The 16593-nt window shown below is 59.2% G+C and carries 16 protein-coding genes; 10 read left to right on the top strand and 6 right to left on the bottom strand.

Features of this window, described 5'->3' with window-relative positions; translation table 11 throughout:
• Window positions 1-13: 13 nt before the first annotated feature.
• Window positions 14-2503: an ATP-binding cassette domain-containing protein gene (locus AC1DJO_RS15710; RefSeq protein ID WP_477971578.1), complete on the top strand. Its 2490-nt coding sequence runs from the start codon at window positions 14-16 to the stop codon at window positions 2501-2503.
• A gap of 91 nt (window positions 2504-2594) precedes the next feature.
• Window positions 2595-3107, top strand: coding sequence for a VOC family protein (locus AC1DJO_RS15705; RefSeq protein WP_310293833.1), 513 nt, complete (start codon window positions 2595-2597; stop codon window positions 3105-3107).
• A gap of 645 nt (window positions 3108-3752) precedes the next feature.
• Here AC1DJO_RS15705 and AC1DJO_RS15700 read toward each other — a convergent pair.
• The 3 genes from AC1DJO_RS15700 to AC1DJO_RS15690 form a co-directional block, all read right to left on the bottom strand.
• Window positions 3753-4667, bottom strand: a complete 915-nt coding sequence (locus tag AC1DJO_RS15700) for an NAD-dependent epimerase/dehydratase family protein (protein WP_477971576.1) — start codon at window positions 4665-4667, stop codon at window positions 3753-3755.
• A gap of 22 nt (window positions 4668-4689) precedes the next feature.
• Window positions 4690-6531 (bottom strand): polysaccharide biosynthesis protein, encoded by a 1842-nt coding sequence (locus AC1DJO_RS15695; RefSeq protein WP_477971638.1) that lies wholly within the window; start codon window positions 6529-6531, stop codon window positions 4690-4692.
• A gap of 110 nt (window positions 6532-6641) precedes the next feature.
• Window positions 6642-7208, bottom strand: coding sequence for a sugar transferase (locus AC1DJO_RS15690; RefSeq protein ID WP_477971574.1), 567 nt, complete (start codon window positions 7206-7208; stop codon window positions 6642-6644).
• 439 nt (window positions 7209-7647) lie between these two features.
• Between AC1DJO_RS15690 and AC1DJO_RS15685 the strand changes: the two genes are divergently transcribed.
• Window positions 7648-8997, top strand: coding sequence for an O-antigen ligase family protein (locus AC1DJO_RS15685; protein ID WP_477971572.1), 1350 nt, complete (start codon window positions 7648-7650; stop codon window positions 8995-8997).
• The gene (locus AC1DJO_RS15680) at window positions 8997-10265 is read left to right on the top strand and encodes a glycosyltransferase family 4 protein (protein WP_477971570.1); all 1269 of its coding nucleotides are present in this window, start codon (window positions 8997-8999) and stop codon (window positions 10263-10265) included. Before AC1DJO_RS15685 ends, AC1DJO_RS15680 begins: the two co-directional genes overlap by 1 nt.
• A gap of 182 nt (window positions 10266-10447) precedes the next feature.
• Here the strand turns inward: AC1DJO_RS15680 and AC1DJO_RS15675 are convergent, their stop codons facing one another.
• The 3 genes from AC1DJO_RS15675 to AC1DJO_RS15665 form a co-directional block, all read right to left on the bottom strand.
• Complete coding sequence (locus AC1DJO_RS15675) at window positions 10448-11101, bottom strand: methionine ABC transporter permease (RefSeq protein WP_477971568.1); 654 nt, start codon at window positions 11099-11101, stop codon at window positions 10448-10450.
• Entirely contained in the window at window positions 11082-12164 is a 1083-nt protein-coding gene (locus AC1DJO_RS15670; RefSeq protein ID WP_477971566.1) for a methionine ABC transporter ATP-binding protein, read from the bottom strand. The genes AC1DJO_RS15675 and AC1DJO_RS15670 overlap by 20 nt, the downstream gene beginning before the upstream one ends.
• 91 nt (window positions 12165-12255) lie before the next feature.
• Entirely contained in the window at window positions 12256-13089 is an 834-nt protein-coding gene (locus tag AC1DJO_RS15665) for a MetQ/NlpA family lipoprotein (protein ID WP_477971564.1), read from the bottom strand.
• Window positions 13090-13329: 240 nt separating this feature from the next.
• Here AC1DJO_RS15665 and AC1DJO_RS15660 point away from each other — a divergent pair, with 240 nt between their 5' ends.
• From AC1DJO_RS15660 to AC1DJO_RS15635, 6 genes are all read left to right on the top strand, one after another.
• Window positions 13330-14736, top strand: coding sequence for an FAD/NAD(P)-binding protein (locus AC1DJO_RS15660; protein WP_477971562.1), 1407 nt, complete (start codon window positions 13330-13332; stop codon window positions 14734-14736).
• 174 nt (window positions 14737-14910) lie between these two features.
• On the top strand, window positions 14911-15468 hold the full coding sequence (gene msuE / locus AC1DJO_RS15655; protein ID WP_112390338.1) for an FMN reductase: 558 nt from the start codon (window positions 14911-14913) through the stop codon (window positions 15466-15468).
• A gap of 5 nt (window positions 15469-15473) precedes the next feature.
• On the top strand, window positions 15474-15647 hold the full coding sequence (locus tag AC1DJO_RS15650; protein ID WP_162698748.1) for a hypothetical protein: 174 nt from the start codon (window positions 15474-15476) through the stop codon (window positions 15645-15647).
• 24 nt (window positions 15648-15671) lie between these two features.
• On the top strand, window positions 15672-15827 hold the full coding sequence (locus AC1DJO_RS15645; protein ID WP_162698754.1) for a hypothetical protein: 156 nt from the start codon (window positions 15672-15674) through the stop codon (window positions 15825-15827).
• A 10-nt stretch (window positions 15828-15837) separates the two neighbouring features.
• Window positions 15838-15978 carry a hypothetical protein gene (locus AC1DJO_RS15640; RefSeq protein ID WP_310293858.1) on the top strand — a complete coding sequence of 47 codons (141 nt, stop codon included), beginning with the start codon at window positions 15838-15840 and terminating at the stop codon, window positions 15976-15978.
• Window positions 15979-15990: 12 nt separating this feature from the next.
• Window positions 15991-16587 carry an RBBP9/YdeN family alpha/beta hydrolase gene (locus tag AC1DJO_RS15635; RefSeq protein WP_477950056.1) on the top strand — a complete coding sequence of 199 codons (597 nt, stop codon included), beginning with the start codon at window positions 15991-15993 and terminating at the stop codon, window positions 16585-16587.
• Window positions 16588-16593: the final 6 nt, after the last annotated feature.

The following is a 16593-nucleotide window of genomic DNA, read 5'->3' as shown; positions in this document are numbered from 1 at the left end:
AGCAGAGATCAGTATGAGTGAAACGCACATGTCGGCCGAGAGCGACGTGACCATCCGTCTGGTGGGTATCTCCAAGTATTTTTCGGGCGTCCCGGCGCTTCGTGACGTCAGCGTCGAGTTTCGCCAGGGCGAGGTGCACGCGATCCTCGGTGAGAACGGTGCCGGTAAATCGACATTGATGAATATCATCTCCGGCACGCTGCAGCCGAGTGAGGGTGACATCATCTTCGAAGGCCAGCCGATCAAGCAAATGACGCCGGAAATCGCCGCTTCGAACGGCATCGGCATCTGTTTCCAGCATCCGGCCATTCTTGACGACCTCTCGATCGAGGAGAATCTGCTCGTTGCACTATCAGCATCCGCGCTTTCCGAGCAGCGGTCGCCTGCGGCTCTGCGGCAGATGCTGGAGACAGTGGGGCTGGACCTGCCTCTGCGAATGCGTGCAGGAGAAATGACTGTTGCCGAGAAACATCTGCTCGAAATCGGCAAGGCGCTTGCCGTCAGGCCGCGGCTGCTCATTCTCGACGAACCGACCGCCTCGCTCGATCAGGACGCGACGGAGACGCTCTTCAGTCTCGTACGCAAGGCAGCAGCAGAAGGAACCGCGGTCGTCTACATAACGCATCGCCTTGGCGAGATCCGTCAGATTGCCCAGAGGGTCACGGTTCTGCGTGACGGAAAGGTTCGTGGCGGCGCACTGGTACGGGAGATTGGCGATGCCGAGCTTGTAGGGCTCATTGTCGGGCGTACGCTCGAAGCAGCCTTTCCACCCAAAGCTGCGGGTCAATCAACAGAAATCGGTCTTTCGGTCGCTGCGTTGAGCGGTGGTGGGCTAACCAATGTCTGTTTCGACCTTCCGCGCGGCCAGATCATCGGGGTCGCCGGCGTTGCCGGAAATGGTCAGGCAACGCTGATGCGCGCCATGGCCGGATTGCAGGCATCACAGGGTACGATCGAGCTCAGAGGACAGGCCCTGTCGCAGGCAGCGCTATTGGAGGCAGCAGCCTTCATGCCGTCCGACAGGCATCGGGAAGGCGTGGCGAGCGGTCTGACCGTGCGCGAGAACGCGACGTTTTCGGCACTCGAAAAATTCGCATCCGGCGGCATCATGAGCCGCAAGAGGGAGCACGAGAAGGTCAGCGAGATCTTCGGCGAACTCGCGGTCAAGACGCCGAGCATGGACGCGCCGATCCTGTCGCTCTCCGGCGGCAACCAGCAGAAGGTCGTCATGTCGCGGGCGATGCTTTCGGAACCCGGACTGGTCGTTGCCGACGAACCGACGCAGGGCGTCGATGTCGGAGCGCGCTTCGAGATCTACCGCATTTTGCGGGATGTCTGCGATGCCGGTACACCCGTCATCGTCAATTCCTCAGATGCCGTCGAGCTGCAAGGACTGTGCGACAAGGTCATCGTCATGTCGCGCGGCCATGTGGTCGCCACGCTGGAAGGCGAGGAGGTGACGGAAGAGAGGATTGTCGCGGCGGCGGTCAATTCAGAGACGCATGACCATGCCGACGCGGTGAAGAGCAGCGGACACATGAAGCGCCTGCGGCATTTCATGCAGTCCGACAATGCGCCCGTCGTGCCGCTTGCGATCGTCGCCGTGCTCCTCGGCCTCTATGTGAATGCCCAGAACGAAAATTTCCTGTCGGTCTACAACATCAACAACATCTTTCTGCTTGCCACGGCGCTGGGGTTCATAGCGCTCGGACAAACCATCGCGCTGCTGATGGGCGGCATCGATCTGTCGGTCGGGCCTCTTGCCGGCTTTCTGGTTGTTGTCGCATCCTTCTTCGTCACCGATGACATGTCGGGCACGATGGTCGCCCTCGGGTTCCTGATGATGCTGGCCGGCGCGGTCGCCATCGGCACCATCAACGGCGTGCTCATACGCTACGCGAATTTCACGCCGATTGCGGCGACGCTCGCGATGTATATCGCGATCCAGGGGATGAGCTTTCTGCTGCGGGAAAATCCTGACGGATATATCAGCTACGCCGTGACCGACTGGATCAACTGGCAGCTGGGGCCGTTTCCGGTCGCCTTTCTCGTCCTCGTCGCGATAACGCTGGCAGGCGAGTACGTTATGCGCAATTCCAGATCCGGCTGGCGCCTGAGAGCCGTCGGATCGAACGAAGATGCCGCGCGCAGGATCGGTATTCCGATCGATATCACCTATATCGCCGGCTATATCGCATGCTCGGTTCTGACCGGCTTCGGTGCCGTCATGCTGATGGCGCAGATCGGCGTCGGCGATCCCAGGCAAGGCGTCAACTACACGCTCTCAAGCATCACCGCGGTGGTTCTCGGTGGGACCAGTCTCGCCGGTGGCCGCGGAACCTTCATCGGGACGGTGCTTGGTGCTGTTTTGCTCACCGAAGTGCTCAGCGCCGTCACCTTCCTGAACCTGTCGCAGACCTATCAGTACTTTTTCCAGGGCGTCCTGATCGTTGTCGCGGCCCTGATCTATTCGGCGGTTCGCGGCGGCCGGGCGGCCCGTTGACGACGTCAGCGTTCGGGAATTCTGGCTCTCCCCGCCCATTCAAAACTCTAAATCATGCGGGCACCGTCCGCTTCCCAAAGGGAGGAAGAACATGACAAACAAAGTCTACGGCATGCACCATATCGGCATTACGGTGCCCAATATCGAAGAGGGCATCGCCTTTTTCAAAGCGGTCTTCGGCGCGGTCGAAGTTTTCCGCACCGGCCCATTCGACGTCGATCAGGATTTCATGACCAAGAAGATCGGCGCTGCGCCGCAATCGACGATCCGTGACCTCGTCTTCCTGCGTTGCGGCGCCGGTACAAGCGTTGAGCTTTTCGAATATAGCGGCGAGGAGGAAACCCCTCACAAACGGCCGTCGGAAGTCGGCGGCGTGCACATGTGTTTCGAGGTGGAGGACGTTCACGCGTCTGTAGAGCGCCTGCGAGCGCAAGGCATCGAACTGCTGGAAGGCCCCAACCTCATCACCGAGGGGCCGCTGAAGGGCTTTGACTGGATATATCTGCGCTCATCCTGGGGACTGCTTCTCGAGGTCGCGAGTTTCGACAAGCTGGGATACGAGGATACTTCCGAAGAACGGCTCTGGCGCGCCAAGACGGCGTGAGGCGGGGGCTTTATCGGCTTTGTCCTAATCGCTTCGGCCGTTAGATCGTCGCCACCACGCGCAATTCTTCGGCTGTCTTGGACGGAAAGCCGAAGAACTCCAGAAAGGCCGGGATGTACTCGCACAGCATGCTGGTTCCGACCTGGAAGGGGCATTCCGTGTCGCACGGCATCGCCCGGCCCGGTACGATGCTTTTCTACCCTATGCCCTCGTCGCCACTTTGTCACTGAAGATGCCGTCGTCACTGCTTTGCTACCGCATCTTCAGGCTTAGCGATGATCATCCGGAAAAGAAGTGGAACAAAGCACTGCGAAAGGGTCTGACACCCGCTGACGTCGGCCTGAAGATCGTCGGCAGCATCACACTCTTCCGTCAGACGGGAGGAGGCTTTCAACGGCGGCGCTCATCGCCTTTTCGACAGCCATATTGCCCGTGCGCCATAGACTGTCGGTCGCGATCGTCCTGATTATCGGAGCTGGTGACCGCGTCACTGCGGCTGGCTTGGGGATACTTGTGGATACGAAAGCGTCGACAAGTCTCCGCGCAATCAGGCGTCCGCAACCAAATCTTTCCAATCGCCGTACACAAAGACCAGGAGCCTCGCCGCGGCTATGCGTGCTCGCACTTTTGGAAAATAAATCTGGTCTACATAGACTGCATTGCTGCGCCTGCGATTAGTGGTGGTCGCCATCCCAGCACGCGGCGAGTTTCTGTCGAATCCACCAGAAGGTTTTCCGTCAGGCGAGCGACCATCTCCTCGCGCCCAGCAAGCAGGCCGATACCGCGCAGAAGGGCGGGGGGAACGGGAATACTTAGCGGCCGCCGACCCTCTTGAAGCGTGAGCAGCAAAAGAAGTTCATGTGTGGAGAGATCGTATCCGTCACTCGCGACAAAAAGCCGGTTTGCTGCATCCGAATGTCTCAGGGCTAAAATTAAAAGATCGCAAAGATTTTCAACGTGAATGAAAGAGCGTTTGTTCTTAACGGCGGAGAAGATAGAAGGTGCGCCGCTTGCCGCCCATTTCATCAAGCTGCGAAAATTGCCGCGCACCCCCGGTCCGTATACAAGAGGAGGGCGGATAATTGTTATCTCCAGCCCTGTCTGACTCCCTAGTGTTTTGAGAGCCGCTTCCGCTTCCGCTTTCGATATTCCATAAGGATCTTGTGGATTGGGCGGGTCATCGGCTGTGAACATTTGCCCAGGTTTCGTTCGTTCCCCATTTACCTTAATTGAGCTGACGAAAACGAAGCGCCTGACACCTGCTTCGGCAGCTTGGCGCGCAAGGTTGATAGTTGCTGCAACATTGGACTCGCGAAATAGCAGAAGCGGATCGGCCGCCGTCTCACACATGACATGCACACGCGCGGCGAGATGCACTACTGCATCGATACCCTTTAGATGTGCCCCCCAAAGGGTATCGTGATTGTAGGATGGTATCGTCGCCAATCCTGGTGTTTCCGTCCGGGTGACTCCCCGAACAGGCAATCCGCGCCGCATCATTTCGGTCATGAGATGCGAACCGACGAATCCGGAAGCGCCTGTTACCAGTGTAACGCCCATGGTCAAATTGTCCTCTCTGCCTTCAGCCGTGTACAGCCGTCTGCTTGGGCAAATCGTCGGCTGTGATTAAAGAAAACAGAAGTTCCCTAGCTTGAGCTTCGTCTTCGGCTAGGATCGCTTTTTCCAGATCCTTCAACCATGCCATCATATCGCAATCGGCAGCTATGGTGGAATCTGCGCGCATGATTTTGGGATGCCTCGTTGGCCGGGCATTGTTGCGATCGTAAAACAATTCCTCGAAGAGCTTTTCTCCCGGTCGCTTGCCGACAACCTCGATGGCGATACCACTCTCGGAGTTTCTGCTATTTCGAACATGAAAGCCGGCCAGCCGAATCATGTTTTCGGCGAGGTCTCCGATGCGCACGGGCTCGCCCATGTCTAGAAGAAAGACATCGCCCCCAACAGAAAGTGCTCCTGCCTGCACGATCAGTTCAGCAGCCTCCGGAATTGCCATGAAATAGCGGGTCATCTCCGGATCGGTAATGGTTAGAGGGCCGCCCTTGGCGATCTGCTGTTTGAACAGCGGCACTACCGAACCATTGGAACCGATCACGTTGCCGAAGCGAACAGAACAGAAGATCTGACCTTCCGAGTGAACGCGCGCCTCGATTGCCCTCTGCCGGACAATGAGTTCGGCCCACCGCTTTGTCGCCCCCATGACATTTGTCGGCCGCACTGCCTTGTCAGATGAGATCAGGACGAAACTTTCGATCTTTTTCTCAGCGGCGACCGTCGCGACGGTCAGCGTTCCAAAAACATTGTTTCGGATACCCTCCAGAACGTTTTCCTCTACAAGCGGGACATGCTTGTACGCTGCGGCGTGGTATAGAACTTGCACGCCGTGAGTTCGGATGACTCGTTCCACCGTTCTGGCATCCGTGACCGAACCCAGCACGGGAGCGATGGGGTGCTCGCCCGCTGCAAGTAACTCTTGCTCGATTCGATAGAGCGCGTATTCGCTCGACTCAAAGAGAACGAGCTTCTTCGGTTTCTGGCGTACGATGAGGCGGCAGAGCTCGGAACCGATAGAGCCGCCTGCGCCGGTCACCATAATGATCTTTCCCGCAAGAGCTTGATCCAGCAGCTCTTTGTCGGCAGGGATGAAGGATCGGCCAAGCAGTTCATCGATCTCGATCTCCCGAATCTGGCTGACTATGTAGCGCCCATCGACGAGGTCCGAAATATCGGGGAGGCTGCGCACTTTCACGCCAAGCCCGGTCACCCGACCGAGTACCGCCTGCCGCCTGGCCGGCGGGATGGAGGACATGCTCAGGACGATTTCGGTTATTCCATAGCGATCTATCAGCGACGGCAGATCATGGGAAGAAAAGACCCGATAACCAGCGATATCGCGCCCGTGATTGATCGATTCATCGTCAATGAGCCCCATGACATAACGATTGCCATGCCCCTTTAGGGCGCGCGCAAGTTGTGCTGCCGCGGGTCCGGCGCCGTAAATGAAGATCGGCTCCTCGTCGCGTCGCAGGCCTGTACCCGACACGAGGATCCATTTTGCGGCAAAGCGCATGCCGCCGATCAGCAGTGATCCGAGGACAAAGTAGAAGAACGGAATGGAACGGGGAACGATATCCTGTCCGGCCATCTCCATGAGGAACACGATAATGACCCAGCTTACCGTGGCAATAAGCATTGCCTTGAGGATCGTCCAGATCGCCGCCTCTGGGAGGTAGCGGATCACCGAGCGGTAGAGGCCTAATCGAATAAAAACCGGAATTGCGACGACGGGGGCAAGCGCTGCAAGAACCAACCGCTCGCTGGTGATTTCCGGCGTCCACACAGACAGCCGAATTGCATAGCTTGCCCAGAGAGCAAGCATGAGAGCCACGATATCGAGGCTAATCATCAAGACCCGCTTCCAAAGGCGAGGTGTCCCAATGATTTTCTCTCTAAGCAGCTTAACCAGTGTCTGATCAATCCAACCGGAGGCCAACATGATTTTTGCCATCCACCTTACTAATGCTGCACGCCAGTGGCGCCGATCACTTTTATGGCCGTCAGTGCGAGAATCCGCAAATCGAAAATAAAACTCTGCCGCTCAAGGTATTCAACGTCCAGCGCCACCTTATCGGGTATAGCCAGTTCATCCCGGCCATTTATCTGGGCCCAGCCGGTAAGTCCCGGCAAAAGTAGATGCACGCCACTGCTTGTGCGCGCCGCGATGAGATCGTCTTGATTAAAAAGGGCTGGGCGCGGTCCGACAAAGCTCATCTCGCCACTTAGAATACACCATAGTTGCGGAAGCTCATCCAGGCTTGTCTTGCGTAAAAAACTTCCTATAGGAGTGAGATGTCGTGCCGCGTTGCCAAGAAGATGCGTGGCCACGACTGGGGTGTCGATCCGCATTGTACGGAACTTTGGCATCCAGAACAGACGATTTCTCCGGCCGACGCGCTGCGACCAATAGAGCACTGGCCCCTTGGAGGTCGCGCGGACGGCGAGTGCGACACACACCATCGGGAAAAATAGAGCAGCACCTGCCAATACAGCGCCAATGATGTCGCACGCTCGCTTAAGAAGCATTTTTTACCGAACCGCCCTAGATAAATTTGCTCGTGAATATGATAAATCACTTCGGTTCGCCAGCGCTAGAATAGCAAATAGGTGAAGAGCCGATTGCTGGACATGTGTGCTAGGATCGCTAAACGCTGACGGGGCCATCGATTGCTTGCAACCGCCTTTCAATGCTGTGATGGCACTCTGGATGGGGCCAACATGAAGACCTCTGGCCTGATGAATGGCAGTAACAAGCCGGCCATCGGCCAGCCTGTCTTCCAGTATCAAAATTGAGCTAGCGTGTTCCCGGTAAAGGATGCCATTTCACGCGTCAGCATGTACTTCGGGTTGCCGTCCGGTTTTGTAAAACAATGCTTGCCACGCCGCGGCGATGCGGCTTATTTGCATGACAACTGATGCTGGACGATGCGTCTCCAGCTCTTGAATATTGGCATGTGAGGCGGCGATGTTTTCCAAGGCGCGGGCGGTTCTGGACGATGGGTTCATCGTCGGATTGGTGTTCGCGCTTTTCCTTGCCGGCAAGATAGTCCCTTATTTGGTCGTCGTCGGCGTCGTGCCGACTGTGATCTTCTGGAACAAATCTGATTACGCAAGCTCGCGCAGCGCAATCCTGCGCTTTGCGTTGCCGGCAGCGGGCTATTTTGCTTTCTGCCTTCTGCTTTTAGTTTTCTATCCAGGTCTTCAGGCCGGCGAGAAGCCGCCTCGTAACCCAGATTTGGAACTTTATGCGATCGCAATTGCCATGCTCGCGATTGGCTTTTTACGCGGCCAGCAGATCAAGAATTTGTATGGTCGCTTTCATGTTGTCGCTCCTTGGTCGCTTGCCGCTGCCTTCGCTGTGCTCAGCGGTTACATGTTTCTCGGCATCCGGGATGGCTGCCGCGTGCGTGCGGAAGCTGCTTGGCCGTTCATCCCTGCCATCATCTTCACGACGCTGACCTTCTTGTTACTCCTTGGCTGGGAGGGCCTGTCGCGACGTGCACGTTTTCTACGCCTTGCGCTGCTCTCTCTTAGCGTCGTTGTCGTGCTTGGCTACACGGGCTCGCGCGGTGTCGCCGTCGCACAGTTTGGAGTATTCGCAGCCTTTATCCTGTTACGGTTGTCGCGCAAGTTTCGAGCTGCACTGCCAACGGCAATTGAGCTTTTGGCATCGGCGGCCATCGGCGCGTTGCTTTGTTTGCCAGTCCAATCTGCAACGGGATGTAATAATTTCGGCAGACTCCCGGCCGTTTTCGATATCTTTAGAAACGCGTATGCGATTGATGCAGAAGCGTCAGCGAATGATGCTAAGCTTGGGATGGTGGTTCAAGCCGGAGCGAATGAGGGTGCCGGAGTTGCCTTGCGTGCTGAAGCTGAGCGCAATGCAGCTCAAGGCCCCGGTGATCCTTCAGTAACGCTTCGTCTGGATATGTGGGCTGCCTCGGTAGAAGCCATTTGGAAGGCGCCTTTTTTTGGTCATGGTGCGCTGTCACTTCGGCCGATCATTCAAGATAGGTTTGGCTTCGAGCACAATCATAACCAGTATCTGTCGTGGCTGGTGACCGGCGGGATTGTCTTCTTATGTGTCGGCTTGCTGTTTCTATTTACGCCATATCTGGTCTCTTACGGTCTTCCACCCGCTAACCGAGCGGTTTTGACATTGTCAGTCACTGGGCTTTGGGGCATAGCGATGGTCTTCGATTCTTTTCTAAGTCTCGATTTCTACCTGCATTATTTCAGTTTGTTGCTCGGCTTCTTGTTCGCTCTGACAAGCGATATGGTCCGAGCAAAACGCCCGCAGAACGAGTGCACCTGATGCCGCAAGATACCGTTTTCTTCGATGTGACAGAAGCTCTGCTGTCTGCTTCGGCTCGGCGCATTCAAAATTATGGCATTGCTCGGACGGTTGTCGAGGTCGGCAAAGAGGCCGCTGCGCTTGATGAGAATATCCGCTTCGTTGTTTTTTCTTTCGGCACACGATGCTTTTACGAAGTGAAATGGCACAGAGCTGCCGATGGCACGGTGGTATTTGATTTGCCTGAGAATGTCGGGCAGCGCTGGTTTCGGACATATTACGGCGGAGCGTTTCTGCTGTCGGGCATTGCGCATCTGCTCAATATCTCGATGGCATCAAGGCGCAACAAACGGCTCTGGGAGAAGAACGCAAGTAGCCTTTCGAAGATCGATATCCAGGATGGGTTATTTGTTTCGGCGGGGCGGCCGAAGTTGATCGTCGATATGATCAAGGCACTGAAGACTGCGGGATCCAAGGCGGCCGTCGTGCCGCTGCTTCATGATTTTATGCCATTGCATAATGGTGCCACAAAGCGGTTCCGTCGTTTCGACCGCAATTTCCTGCGGGACAACCGCTTCGTTATCGAGCGGTCGAAACTGATCCTCGCCAATTCCGAATTCACAAGGGACGAACTGGGACGCTTTGCTGCGGCAAGAATGCTGCCGAAACCGGGGCCGGTCGCGGTCGTCCCGCTGGTTCACCATTGTCCTGATGGTGTCGAGGCTCCGGAAATCAGCCTGCCTGCGGCACCTTACCTGCTTTCCGTGGGGGTTAATCTTGGCCGCAAGAATATCGAGGTGGTGTTTAACGCGCTGCTGCGGATGAAGGAAGCCGGCCGTGAAGTTCCCAATCTTGTTCTTGCCGGCGCTCCCCGGAAGAGACTTAAGCGCTATGCTGAGCAGGCCGCGTTGCGCCCAATTCGTGACCATATCATTTTTACCAAGAACCCCAATCAGACTGATCTCGTCCGTCTTTATACCAATGCCCTCGCAGTAGTGGTTCCTAGCCGGATAGAAGGCTGGGGGCTGCCTGCCGGTGAAGCACTGTGGTGCGGAACGCCGGCGATCTGCTCGACCGCCCCGGTCCTGCGCGAAGTTTGCGGTGACCTGGGTCTCTATTTCGATCCGGATGATCCGGATGCGCTTGCAGCGCTGGTCGATAAGTTGATGCAGGATACATCGTACCGCGAAAGCTTGCGGCAGCAGATAGCGGAGGCCAAGCCCCGGCTGCGCACCTGGAAGACTGTCGCAGGGGAAGTCTTGGCCGCTCTTCGCGCGATAAAGCGTTAGGCTGTTCAAGTTTTGACGCCAGAGTAGAGCTGCTCTGCCTCGCGGTTCCGAGGCCTGCCATCTCGGGCAACAGATGCTGGAACTATGGGAGCGCAGCGGCGGCATCGACCGCCAGTCGCATGAGCATAATGATGAGATGGCGCGCCGGCTGCCCGGCGCGCCATCTGACATCTGGCTACGTCTCAGCGGTGATCCAGCCGCTCGACGAGGCGGTCGCCGAGCCACTGGATGCCGCAGACCAACACGATGAGCACGATGACGACGGCGATCATTACCGATGTCTCGAAGCGCTGGTAGCCGTAGCGGATCGCCAGATCGCCGAGGCCGCCGGCACCAATCGCACCGGCCATGGCCGAGGCGCCGATCAAGGTCACCAGCGTTACCGTGAAGCCGGCGACGATGCCGGGCAGGGCTTCGGGCACCAGCACCTCGCAGATGATCGTCCAGCGATTGCCGCCCATGGCGCGGACGGCATCGATCAGACCGCGGTCGACTTCGCGTAGCGACACTTCGGCGATGCGGGCATAGTAAGGCGTCGCGGCGATCGCCAGCGGCACGATCGCCGCCCACGTGCCGAGCGCGGTGCCGACGATCAGCCGCGTCAGCGGGATCAGCGCCACCAGAAGGATGATGAAGGGCACCGAGCGGAAACCGTTGATGACGGCGCCGAGGACGCTGTTAATCCAACGGTTTTCGGCAATGCCGCCGCGGGCCGTCAGCACCAGCGCCAGGCCAAGCGGCAGACCTGCGACCAACGAGATGATGCCGGATGCGGCGGTCATCAGGATGGTTTCCCAGAGCGACCGCAAGAGCAGGTCAAGCATGATCGGTGTCATAGCCGAGTACCTCCACCCGCGCCGAGCGGGCCGTCAGAAATTGTTCGACCTTGTCCTTGAGGCCGGGATCGCGGGCCGGGACGGCGATGAAGAAGCGCGCCACCGGCTGGTTCTGGATGTGATCGATGCCGCCATGAACGAGGCGGAAGGAATGCGGGAGTGCTGCCGAAAGATCGGCGAACAGCGCGCCCTGCGCCTCCGGTCCGGCGAGATCGACGCTGAGGATCGCTTCGGTCCCGGTTTCGGGCGACAGCCTGGCGGCGATATGCTCCGGAAGCTGCGGGCGGATGCTGCCGAGCAGGCTCTTCGTGATCGTGCTCTGCGGATTGCCGAAGACCGACCAGACCTGGCCTTCCTCGACGATCCTGCCTGCATCGATGACCGCGATGCGATCGGCAATGCTGCGGATCACTTCCATCTCGTGGGTGATCAGCACCACCGTCAGGCCCAGCTTGCGGTTGATGTCCTTCAGCAGCGCCAGGATCGAACGGGTGGTTTCCGGATCGAGTGCGGATGTCGCTTCGTCGGAGAGAAGCAGGGCCGGGCGGGCTGCCAGCGCACGGGCGATGCCGACGCGCTGCTTCTGGCCGCCTGACAGCGATGAGGGATAGGCCTTCGCCTTGTCTGCGAGACCGACGAGATCGAGCAGTTCGCGTGCCCGCTTCAGGCGTTCGGCCTTCGCAACGCCTTCGATCTTCAGCGGCAGGGCGATGTTTTCCTCGACTGTCTTCGACGACAGCAGATTGAAATGCTGGAAGATCATGCCGATACGGCGGCGCAGCGGCTGAAGCGCGCTTTCCGGGAGGCTCGTTATATCGCGGCCTTCGATATGGATCTCGCCGCTATCGGCCCGCTCCAAACCATTCAGGCACCGGATCAGCGTCGACTTGCCGGCGCCGCTGCGGCCGATGATGCCGAAGATCTCGCCTTTTCTGACCGTCAGCGAAATGCCGTCGAGGGCGGGTGTCTCGCCGAAGCGGCGCTTGACGTCGACCAGCCGGACGACATCGGCCGCTGTTTCCTGCTTCGCCCCGATCGCCGGGGCGGACACGTATGAATTCATTGTCTTTCCTTCAGAAATGCTCAAGGCGGCCCGGACGACTGACGTCCGGACCGCCTTGGATTCGCGCCTTTCCCCCAGCGCGAATTTTGACTTAGTAGGCGCTCAGGCCGGTTCCCTTGTAGACCTTGTCGAACTCGGCCTTGACGGTGTCGTTCTGATAGGCCGAAACCAGTGTCTTCACCCAATCGGCGTCCTTGTTGTCTTCCTTGACGGCGATGAAGTTGCGGTAGGGGTTGTCGGCGATCGGCTCCTGGGCGATGCGCTCCTTCGGAGACAGACCGCTCTTCAGCGCCCAGTCGGTATTGACGACGGCGCCGTCGAGATCGTCGATCGAGCGGCCGACGATGCCGGCGTCGAGTTCCTTGATCTCGAGCTTCTTAGGATTCTCGGTGACATCGGCGAGGGTGGCGAGAATGCCGGTGCCGTCCTTGAGCTTGATCAGGCCCTCATTCTGCAGCACGCGCAGTGCACGGCCCTCGTTCGACGGGTCGTTCGGCACGCCGATGATGGCGCCCTCGGGGATCTCGGCGACCGTGTTGTACTTCTTGGTGTAGAGGCCGATCGGCCAGACACCCGTGTAGCCGACACGGACGATATGGTAGCTGTGCGTCTTGATCTGGTTGTCGAGGTAGGGCTGGTGCTGGAAAGCGTTGGCATCGACTTCGCCGCGCTCCAGCGCTTCGTTCGGCTGCGTATAGTCGTTAAAGGCGATGGTCTCGATCTTGAGACCCTTCTTGGCGGCTTCCGCGGTCACGACGCGCCAGACGTCTTCGTCCTCGCCGCTCATGATGCCGACCTTGATGGATTTATCGGCTGCGACCGAGGGAAGCGGTGCGGCAAAGGTTGCCAGCGCGACGGCCGAAACGGCGAGCGCTGCAAGGCTTGCGCGGCGCGTCAGGGCGAGCGTGGAGAAAGTCTTGTTCATATTATTGTCCCGTCTTGATGATGAGAATTGATCTCTAAACAGCCAAAAGCATGTCAGATCGCGGGCGCGCCTTCGAAGCACGAGTGTCTCTTCTCGAATGAAGGCCGGAAAAACTCTTGCGAAAGCGGCGGAGCTCGCCGAATAAAATTCCACATTTTTTATAGAGTATATTGGTTGTGCGGAATGATGATCCGCCTTATTGCGGATTGCAGCAGTGAATTATCCAGGTACGATAACGTGATGAACAGCGGTGGCGGTCTTTCCAAGGTCGTGGCAATTATTGGCGGGGGCGTATCCGGCGCCGGTGCCGCCTATCATCTTGCACAAGCGCTTGCACCCGGGCAGGCCGATATCATCGTCTTCGAACCGCGCGAGGAGCTTGGCCGCGGGCTCGCCTACGACACGACGGATGCGGCGCACCGCATCAATGTGCCCGCCGCCCGCATGAGCCTGTTTCCCGATAGGCCGGAAGATTTTCTCGACTGGATCGCCGCCACCGATGGCGTTGCCGACGATCCGCGGGCTGTTCGCTCCGATGGCAGCCTCTTTCCGAAGCGCAGCCTTTTCGGCGCCTATGTTGCCGCCCGTGTGCAGCCGCTCGTTGACGAGGGCAGGATCATCCACAGGCGCGCGTTGGTGACCGGTGTTGAAAAGACATCGGATAAGTGGGTTATTTCCGACAGTGCCGGTGCGGAGACCCGCGCCGACTATCTGGTGATTGCCACGACGCATCCCGCACCGTCCGCACCCCGCGGGCTGCAGGCCGCACTCGCCGGTCATCCGCGATATGTTGCCGATCCGACGGCTGCAGGCGCGCTCGATGCGATCCGTCCCGATGACCGTGTGCTGATCGTCGGCAATGGTCTGACGGCGGCCGATATCGTCGCGTCGCTGTCGCTTGCCGGTCACCACGGCGAGATCGTCTCTGCCTCCCGGCGCGGTCTGCGGTCGCGCGGCCATGCCACGGTGGCGCAGGAGCCGTTCGGTGATTCCACGGCGCAACCCGCGAAGACCGCCTCGCAGCTGCTGAAGAGCATTCGCCGGGCGATTGACGAGGCGGGCAGGGCGGGCATCAGCTGGCATGCCGTCATCGACGAGGTGCGCGGCCATGGACGGCAGATCTGGCAGGGGCTTGCGCTTGCCGAGCGGCAGCGCATCGTCCGGCATCTGCGTCCCTTCTGGGATGTGCATCGCTTCCGGATCGCTCCGCAGGTGGAGGAGGCGCTCGATCAGGCAATCGGCGAGGGGCGGCTTTCGGTGCTGGCCGCGTCAGTGCGCGATGCAGAACGTGATGGCGAGGAGATCGGCGTCACGCTGAGGCTTCGCAACGGCAGCACGCTGGCGAAGACCGTCGACGCCGTGGTGGTGACCACGGGGCCGGCGCATGGTGGCATCCTGCAGAGCCAGCTCTGGCTTAGCGAGCTGGCCGAGGCAGGCTGGCTGGAGCTCGATCCGACGGGGCTGGGCATCGCCTGCAACGATCGTTGCGAGGCGATCGGCCGGGCAGGCGACGCCGAACCGTCGCTGCTGATCGGCGGGCCGCTGGCGCGTGGTACCTTCGGCGAACTGATGGGCCTGCCGCAGGTGACCGAGCATTCGGTCTTCGTCGCAGCCGAGTTGCAGCGCAAGCTGTTGCAGGCTGACTGACAGAGGCGCCTTTTCACACCGTTTTAGCGCTTGTTCGCCTGCGGCTCATTGCCATCCCGGACAAAGCTCAACCTGAGGGATCGAATTTCCCTGCCGCTCTCCAGAATGGAATTCCATTCCTTTAGTGCACTAAATTTATAGAGAATATTTAGCGCAAGATCAAAGGAGAGAGACATGCCCCTTCGCCTTGTGGGAATCGCCGGCAGCTTCAGCCGCCCGTCCAAGACCTACGCGCTCGTCGACCATATCGCCGGTTTGGCGGCTGAAAGCTATGGTTTCTCGACGAAGGTCTACGACCTGCACGACGTCGGTCCGTCGCTTGGTTCGTCGCTGTGGCGTAAGGAGCTTGATGCGCAGGCTGCCGCCGTCATTGACGATATCGTCAATGCCGACGTGCTGGTGGTCGGCTCGCCGACCTATAAGGGCTCCTATCCCGGCCATTTCAAGCATCTGATCGATCTGATCGAGCCGCATGAGCTGCGCTCCAAGCCTGTGATCATCACCGCGACCGGCGGCGGTGACCGGCATGCGCTGATGGTCGAGCATCAGCTGCGCCCTCTGTTCGGTTTCTTCATGGCCCACACGCTGCCGACGGCCGTCTACGCTTCGGATCGTGATTTCACCGACTACAAGGTCTCGTCGGAACCGTTGTCCGGCCGGATCGGGGCCGTTGTCGATGAGCTTGCGGCCTTCTTCCCGGCCTCGCGCCGCAACCTTCAAGCCGCGGAGTAACCGTCATGGGCGGCGCTGGCTTGGGTTTGCGGATGGCGGACGAACTCTGGAACGTCTTCGATTTTTCCCGCCGCTACCGGCTTCCGGTCCGTGAACAGAACCGCCTGCTGATGCTTTTCGGCCCGGTGGCCCGTGCCGAAGACCTGCTTGCCAATGCAAGACGCAACCAGTCGATCTGACGATCTCATGAGGAGAACCGGGTTATGAGGCTTGTATTCGAAATCCTGTCGATCCTGCGGCAGGCGCTCAGCCATCCGCAGCCGCTCGATGCGTCGCTGCTTTCCGAAGGCGATCGGGAGCCCAGCGCTCGCGACTACGAGTTCTACTATTGGACCCCGGCTTCCGGGCCCTGGTATTGAGGAGGCTGGCATGGCCGTTTTCGACGACCGCCGCCCGGCGCCGCTTTCACCGTCCGGCCGGATCCTGCGCAGCAGCGCCGATCTAGCCGCACCGGCTGCCGCGGCACTCTCCTTTGCTCTGCTTTTTGCCATCACGTTCGGCATTCTCTAGATCGGAGACGACATGACGCCGGTACTTATCGTTCCCGGACTTTTCGGATCGGAAGAGGCGCATTGGCAGAGCGCCTGGCTCAAGGATCACCCCGAGAGCCGTCTGGTTCAGCAGGAAGACTGGGATCATCCGCGCGTCACCCCATGGCTGGAAGCTCTGGAAACAGAGCTGGAGCGGGCGGGCGAGGCCTTCATCGTCGCCCACAGCCTCGGTTGCCTGCTGGCAGCCCGTCTGGCCGGACGGCCGGCGGCCCGGCGCGTCAAGGGCGCGCTGCTGGTCGCCCCTTGCGATCTCAAGGTTACCGACAAGCTGCATCCCGGCCAGATCGGCTTCGGCACCATGCCGACGGAATGGCTGCCGTTTCCAAGCATGCTCGTCGGCAGCCTCAACGATCATTACATGTCGCTTGAGCGACTGACGCTGTTCTCCAGGCTCTGGGGCAGCGATCTGCGCAATGCCGGGCTCGCCGGGCACATCAATGTCGCCAGCGGCTACGGCCGCTGGCCGGGCGGCTACCGGCTGTTCGAAACGCTGAAAACAAAGACGCGGCATCTGAGCAAAATCCCGCCGAAAAGGCATTCACTGGAGCGGGAAGTTCCTCTAGCGTAGCGGCGG

It is taken from the genome of Rhizobium sp. 05N430, assembly GCF_056396985.1.
The sequence above is the reverse complement of the archived record's forward strand: the minus strand, read 5'-3'. Positions and strand labels throughout refer to the sequence as shown.

Excerpts from the sequence above, each read along its gene's own strand:
- AC1DJO_RS15710 (WP_477971578.1), top strand. The coding sequence starts at position 14 with ATGAGTGAAACGCACATGTCGGCCGAGAGCGACGTGACCATCCGTCTG.
- AC1DJO_RS15705 (WP_310293833.1), top strand. The coding sequence starts at position 2,595 with ATGACAAACAAAGTCTACGGCATGCACCATATCGGCATTACGGTGCCC.
- AC1DJO_RS15700 (WP_477971576.1), bottom strand. The coding sequence starts at position 4,667 with ATGGGCGTTACACTGGTAACAGGCGCTTCCGGATTCGTCGGTTCGCAT.
- AC1DJO_RS15695 (WP_477971638.1), bottom strand. The coding sequence starts at position 6,531 with ATGATTAGCCTCGATATCGTGGCTCTCATGCTTGCTCTCTGGGCAAGC.
- AC1DJO_RS15690 (WP_477971574.1), bottom strand. The coding sequence starts at position 7,208 with ATGCTTCTTAAGCGAGCGTGCGACATCATTGGCGCTGTATTGGCAGGT.
- AC1DJO_RS15685 (WP_477971572.1), top strand. The coding sequence starts at position 7,648 with ATGTTTTCCAAGGCGCGGGCGGTTCTGGACGATGGGTTCATCGTCGGA.
- AC1DJO_RS15680 (WP_477971570.1), top strand. The coding sequence starts at position 8,997 with ATGCCGCAAGATACCGTTTTCTTCGATGTGACAGAAGCTCTGCTGTCT.
- AC1DJO_RS15675 (WP_477971568.1), bottom strand. The coding sequence starts at position 11,101 with ATGACACCGATCATGCTTGACCTGCTCTTGCGGTCGCTCTGGGAAACC.
- AC1DJO_RS15670 (WP_477971566.1), bottom strand. The coding sequence starts at position 12,164 with ATGAATTCATACGTGTCCGCCCCGGCGATCGGGGCGAAGCAGGAAACA.
- AC1DJO_RS15665 (WP_477971564.1), bottom strand. The coding sequence starts at position 13,089 with ATGAACAAGACTTTCTCCACGCTCGCCCTGACGCGCCGCGCAAGCCTT.
- AC1DJO_RS15660 (WP_477971562.1), top strand. The coding sequence starts at position 13,330 with ATGAACAGCGGTGGCGGTCTTTCCAAGGTCGTGGCAATTATTGGCGGG.
- msuE (WP_112390338.1), top strand. The coding sequence starts at position 14,911 with ATGCCCCTTCGCCTTGTGGGAATCGCCGGCAGCTTCAGCCGCCCGTCC.
- AC1DJO_RS15650 (WP_162698748.1), top strand. The coding sequence starts at position 15,474 with ATGGGCGGCGCTGGCTTGGGTTTGCGGATGGCGGACGAACTCTGGAAC.
- AC1DJO_RS15645 (WP_162698754.1), top strand. The coding sequence starts at position 15,672 with ATGAGGCTTGTATTCGAAATCCTGTCGATCCTGCGGCAGGCGCTCAGC.
- AC1DJO_RS15640 (WP_310293858.1), top strand. The coding sequence starts at position 15,838 with ATGGCCGTTTTCGACGACCGCCGCCCGGCGCCGCTTTCACCGTCCGGC.
- AC1DJO_RS15635 (WP_477950056.1), top strand. The coding sequence starts at position 15,991 with ATGACGCCGGTACTTATCGTTCCCGGACTTTTCGGATCGGAAGAGGCG.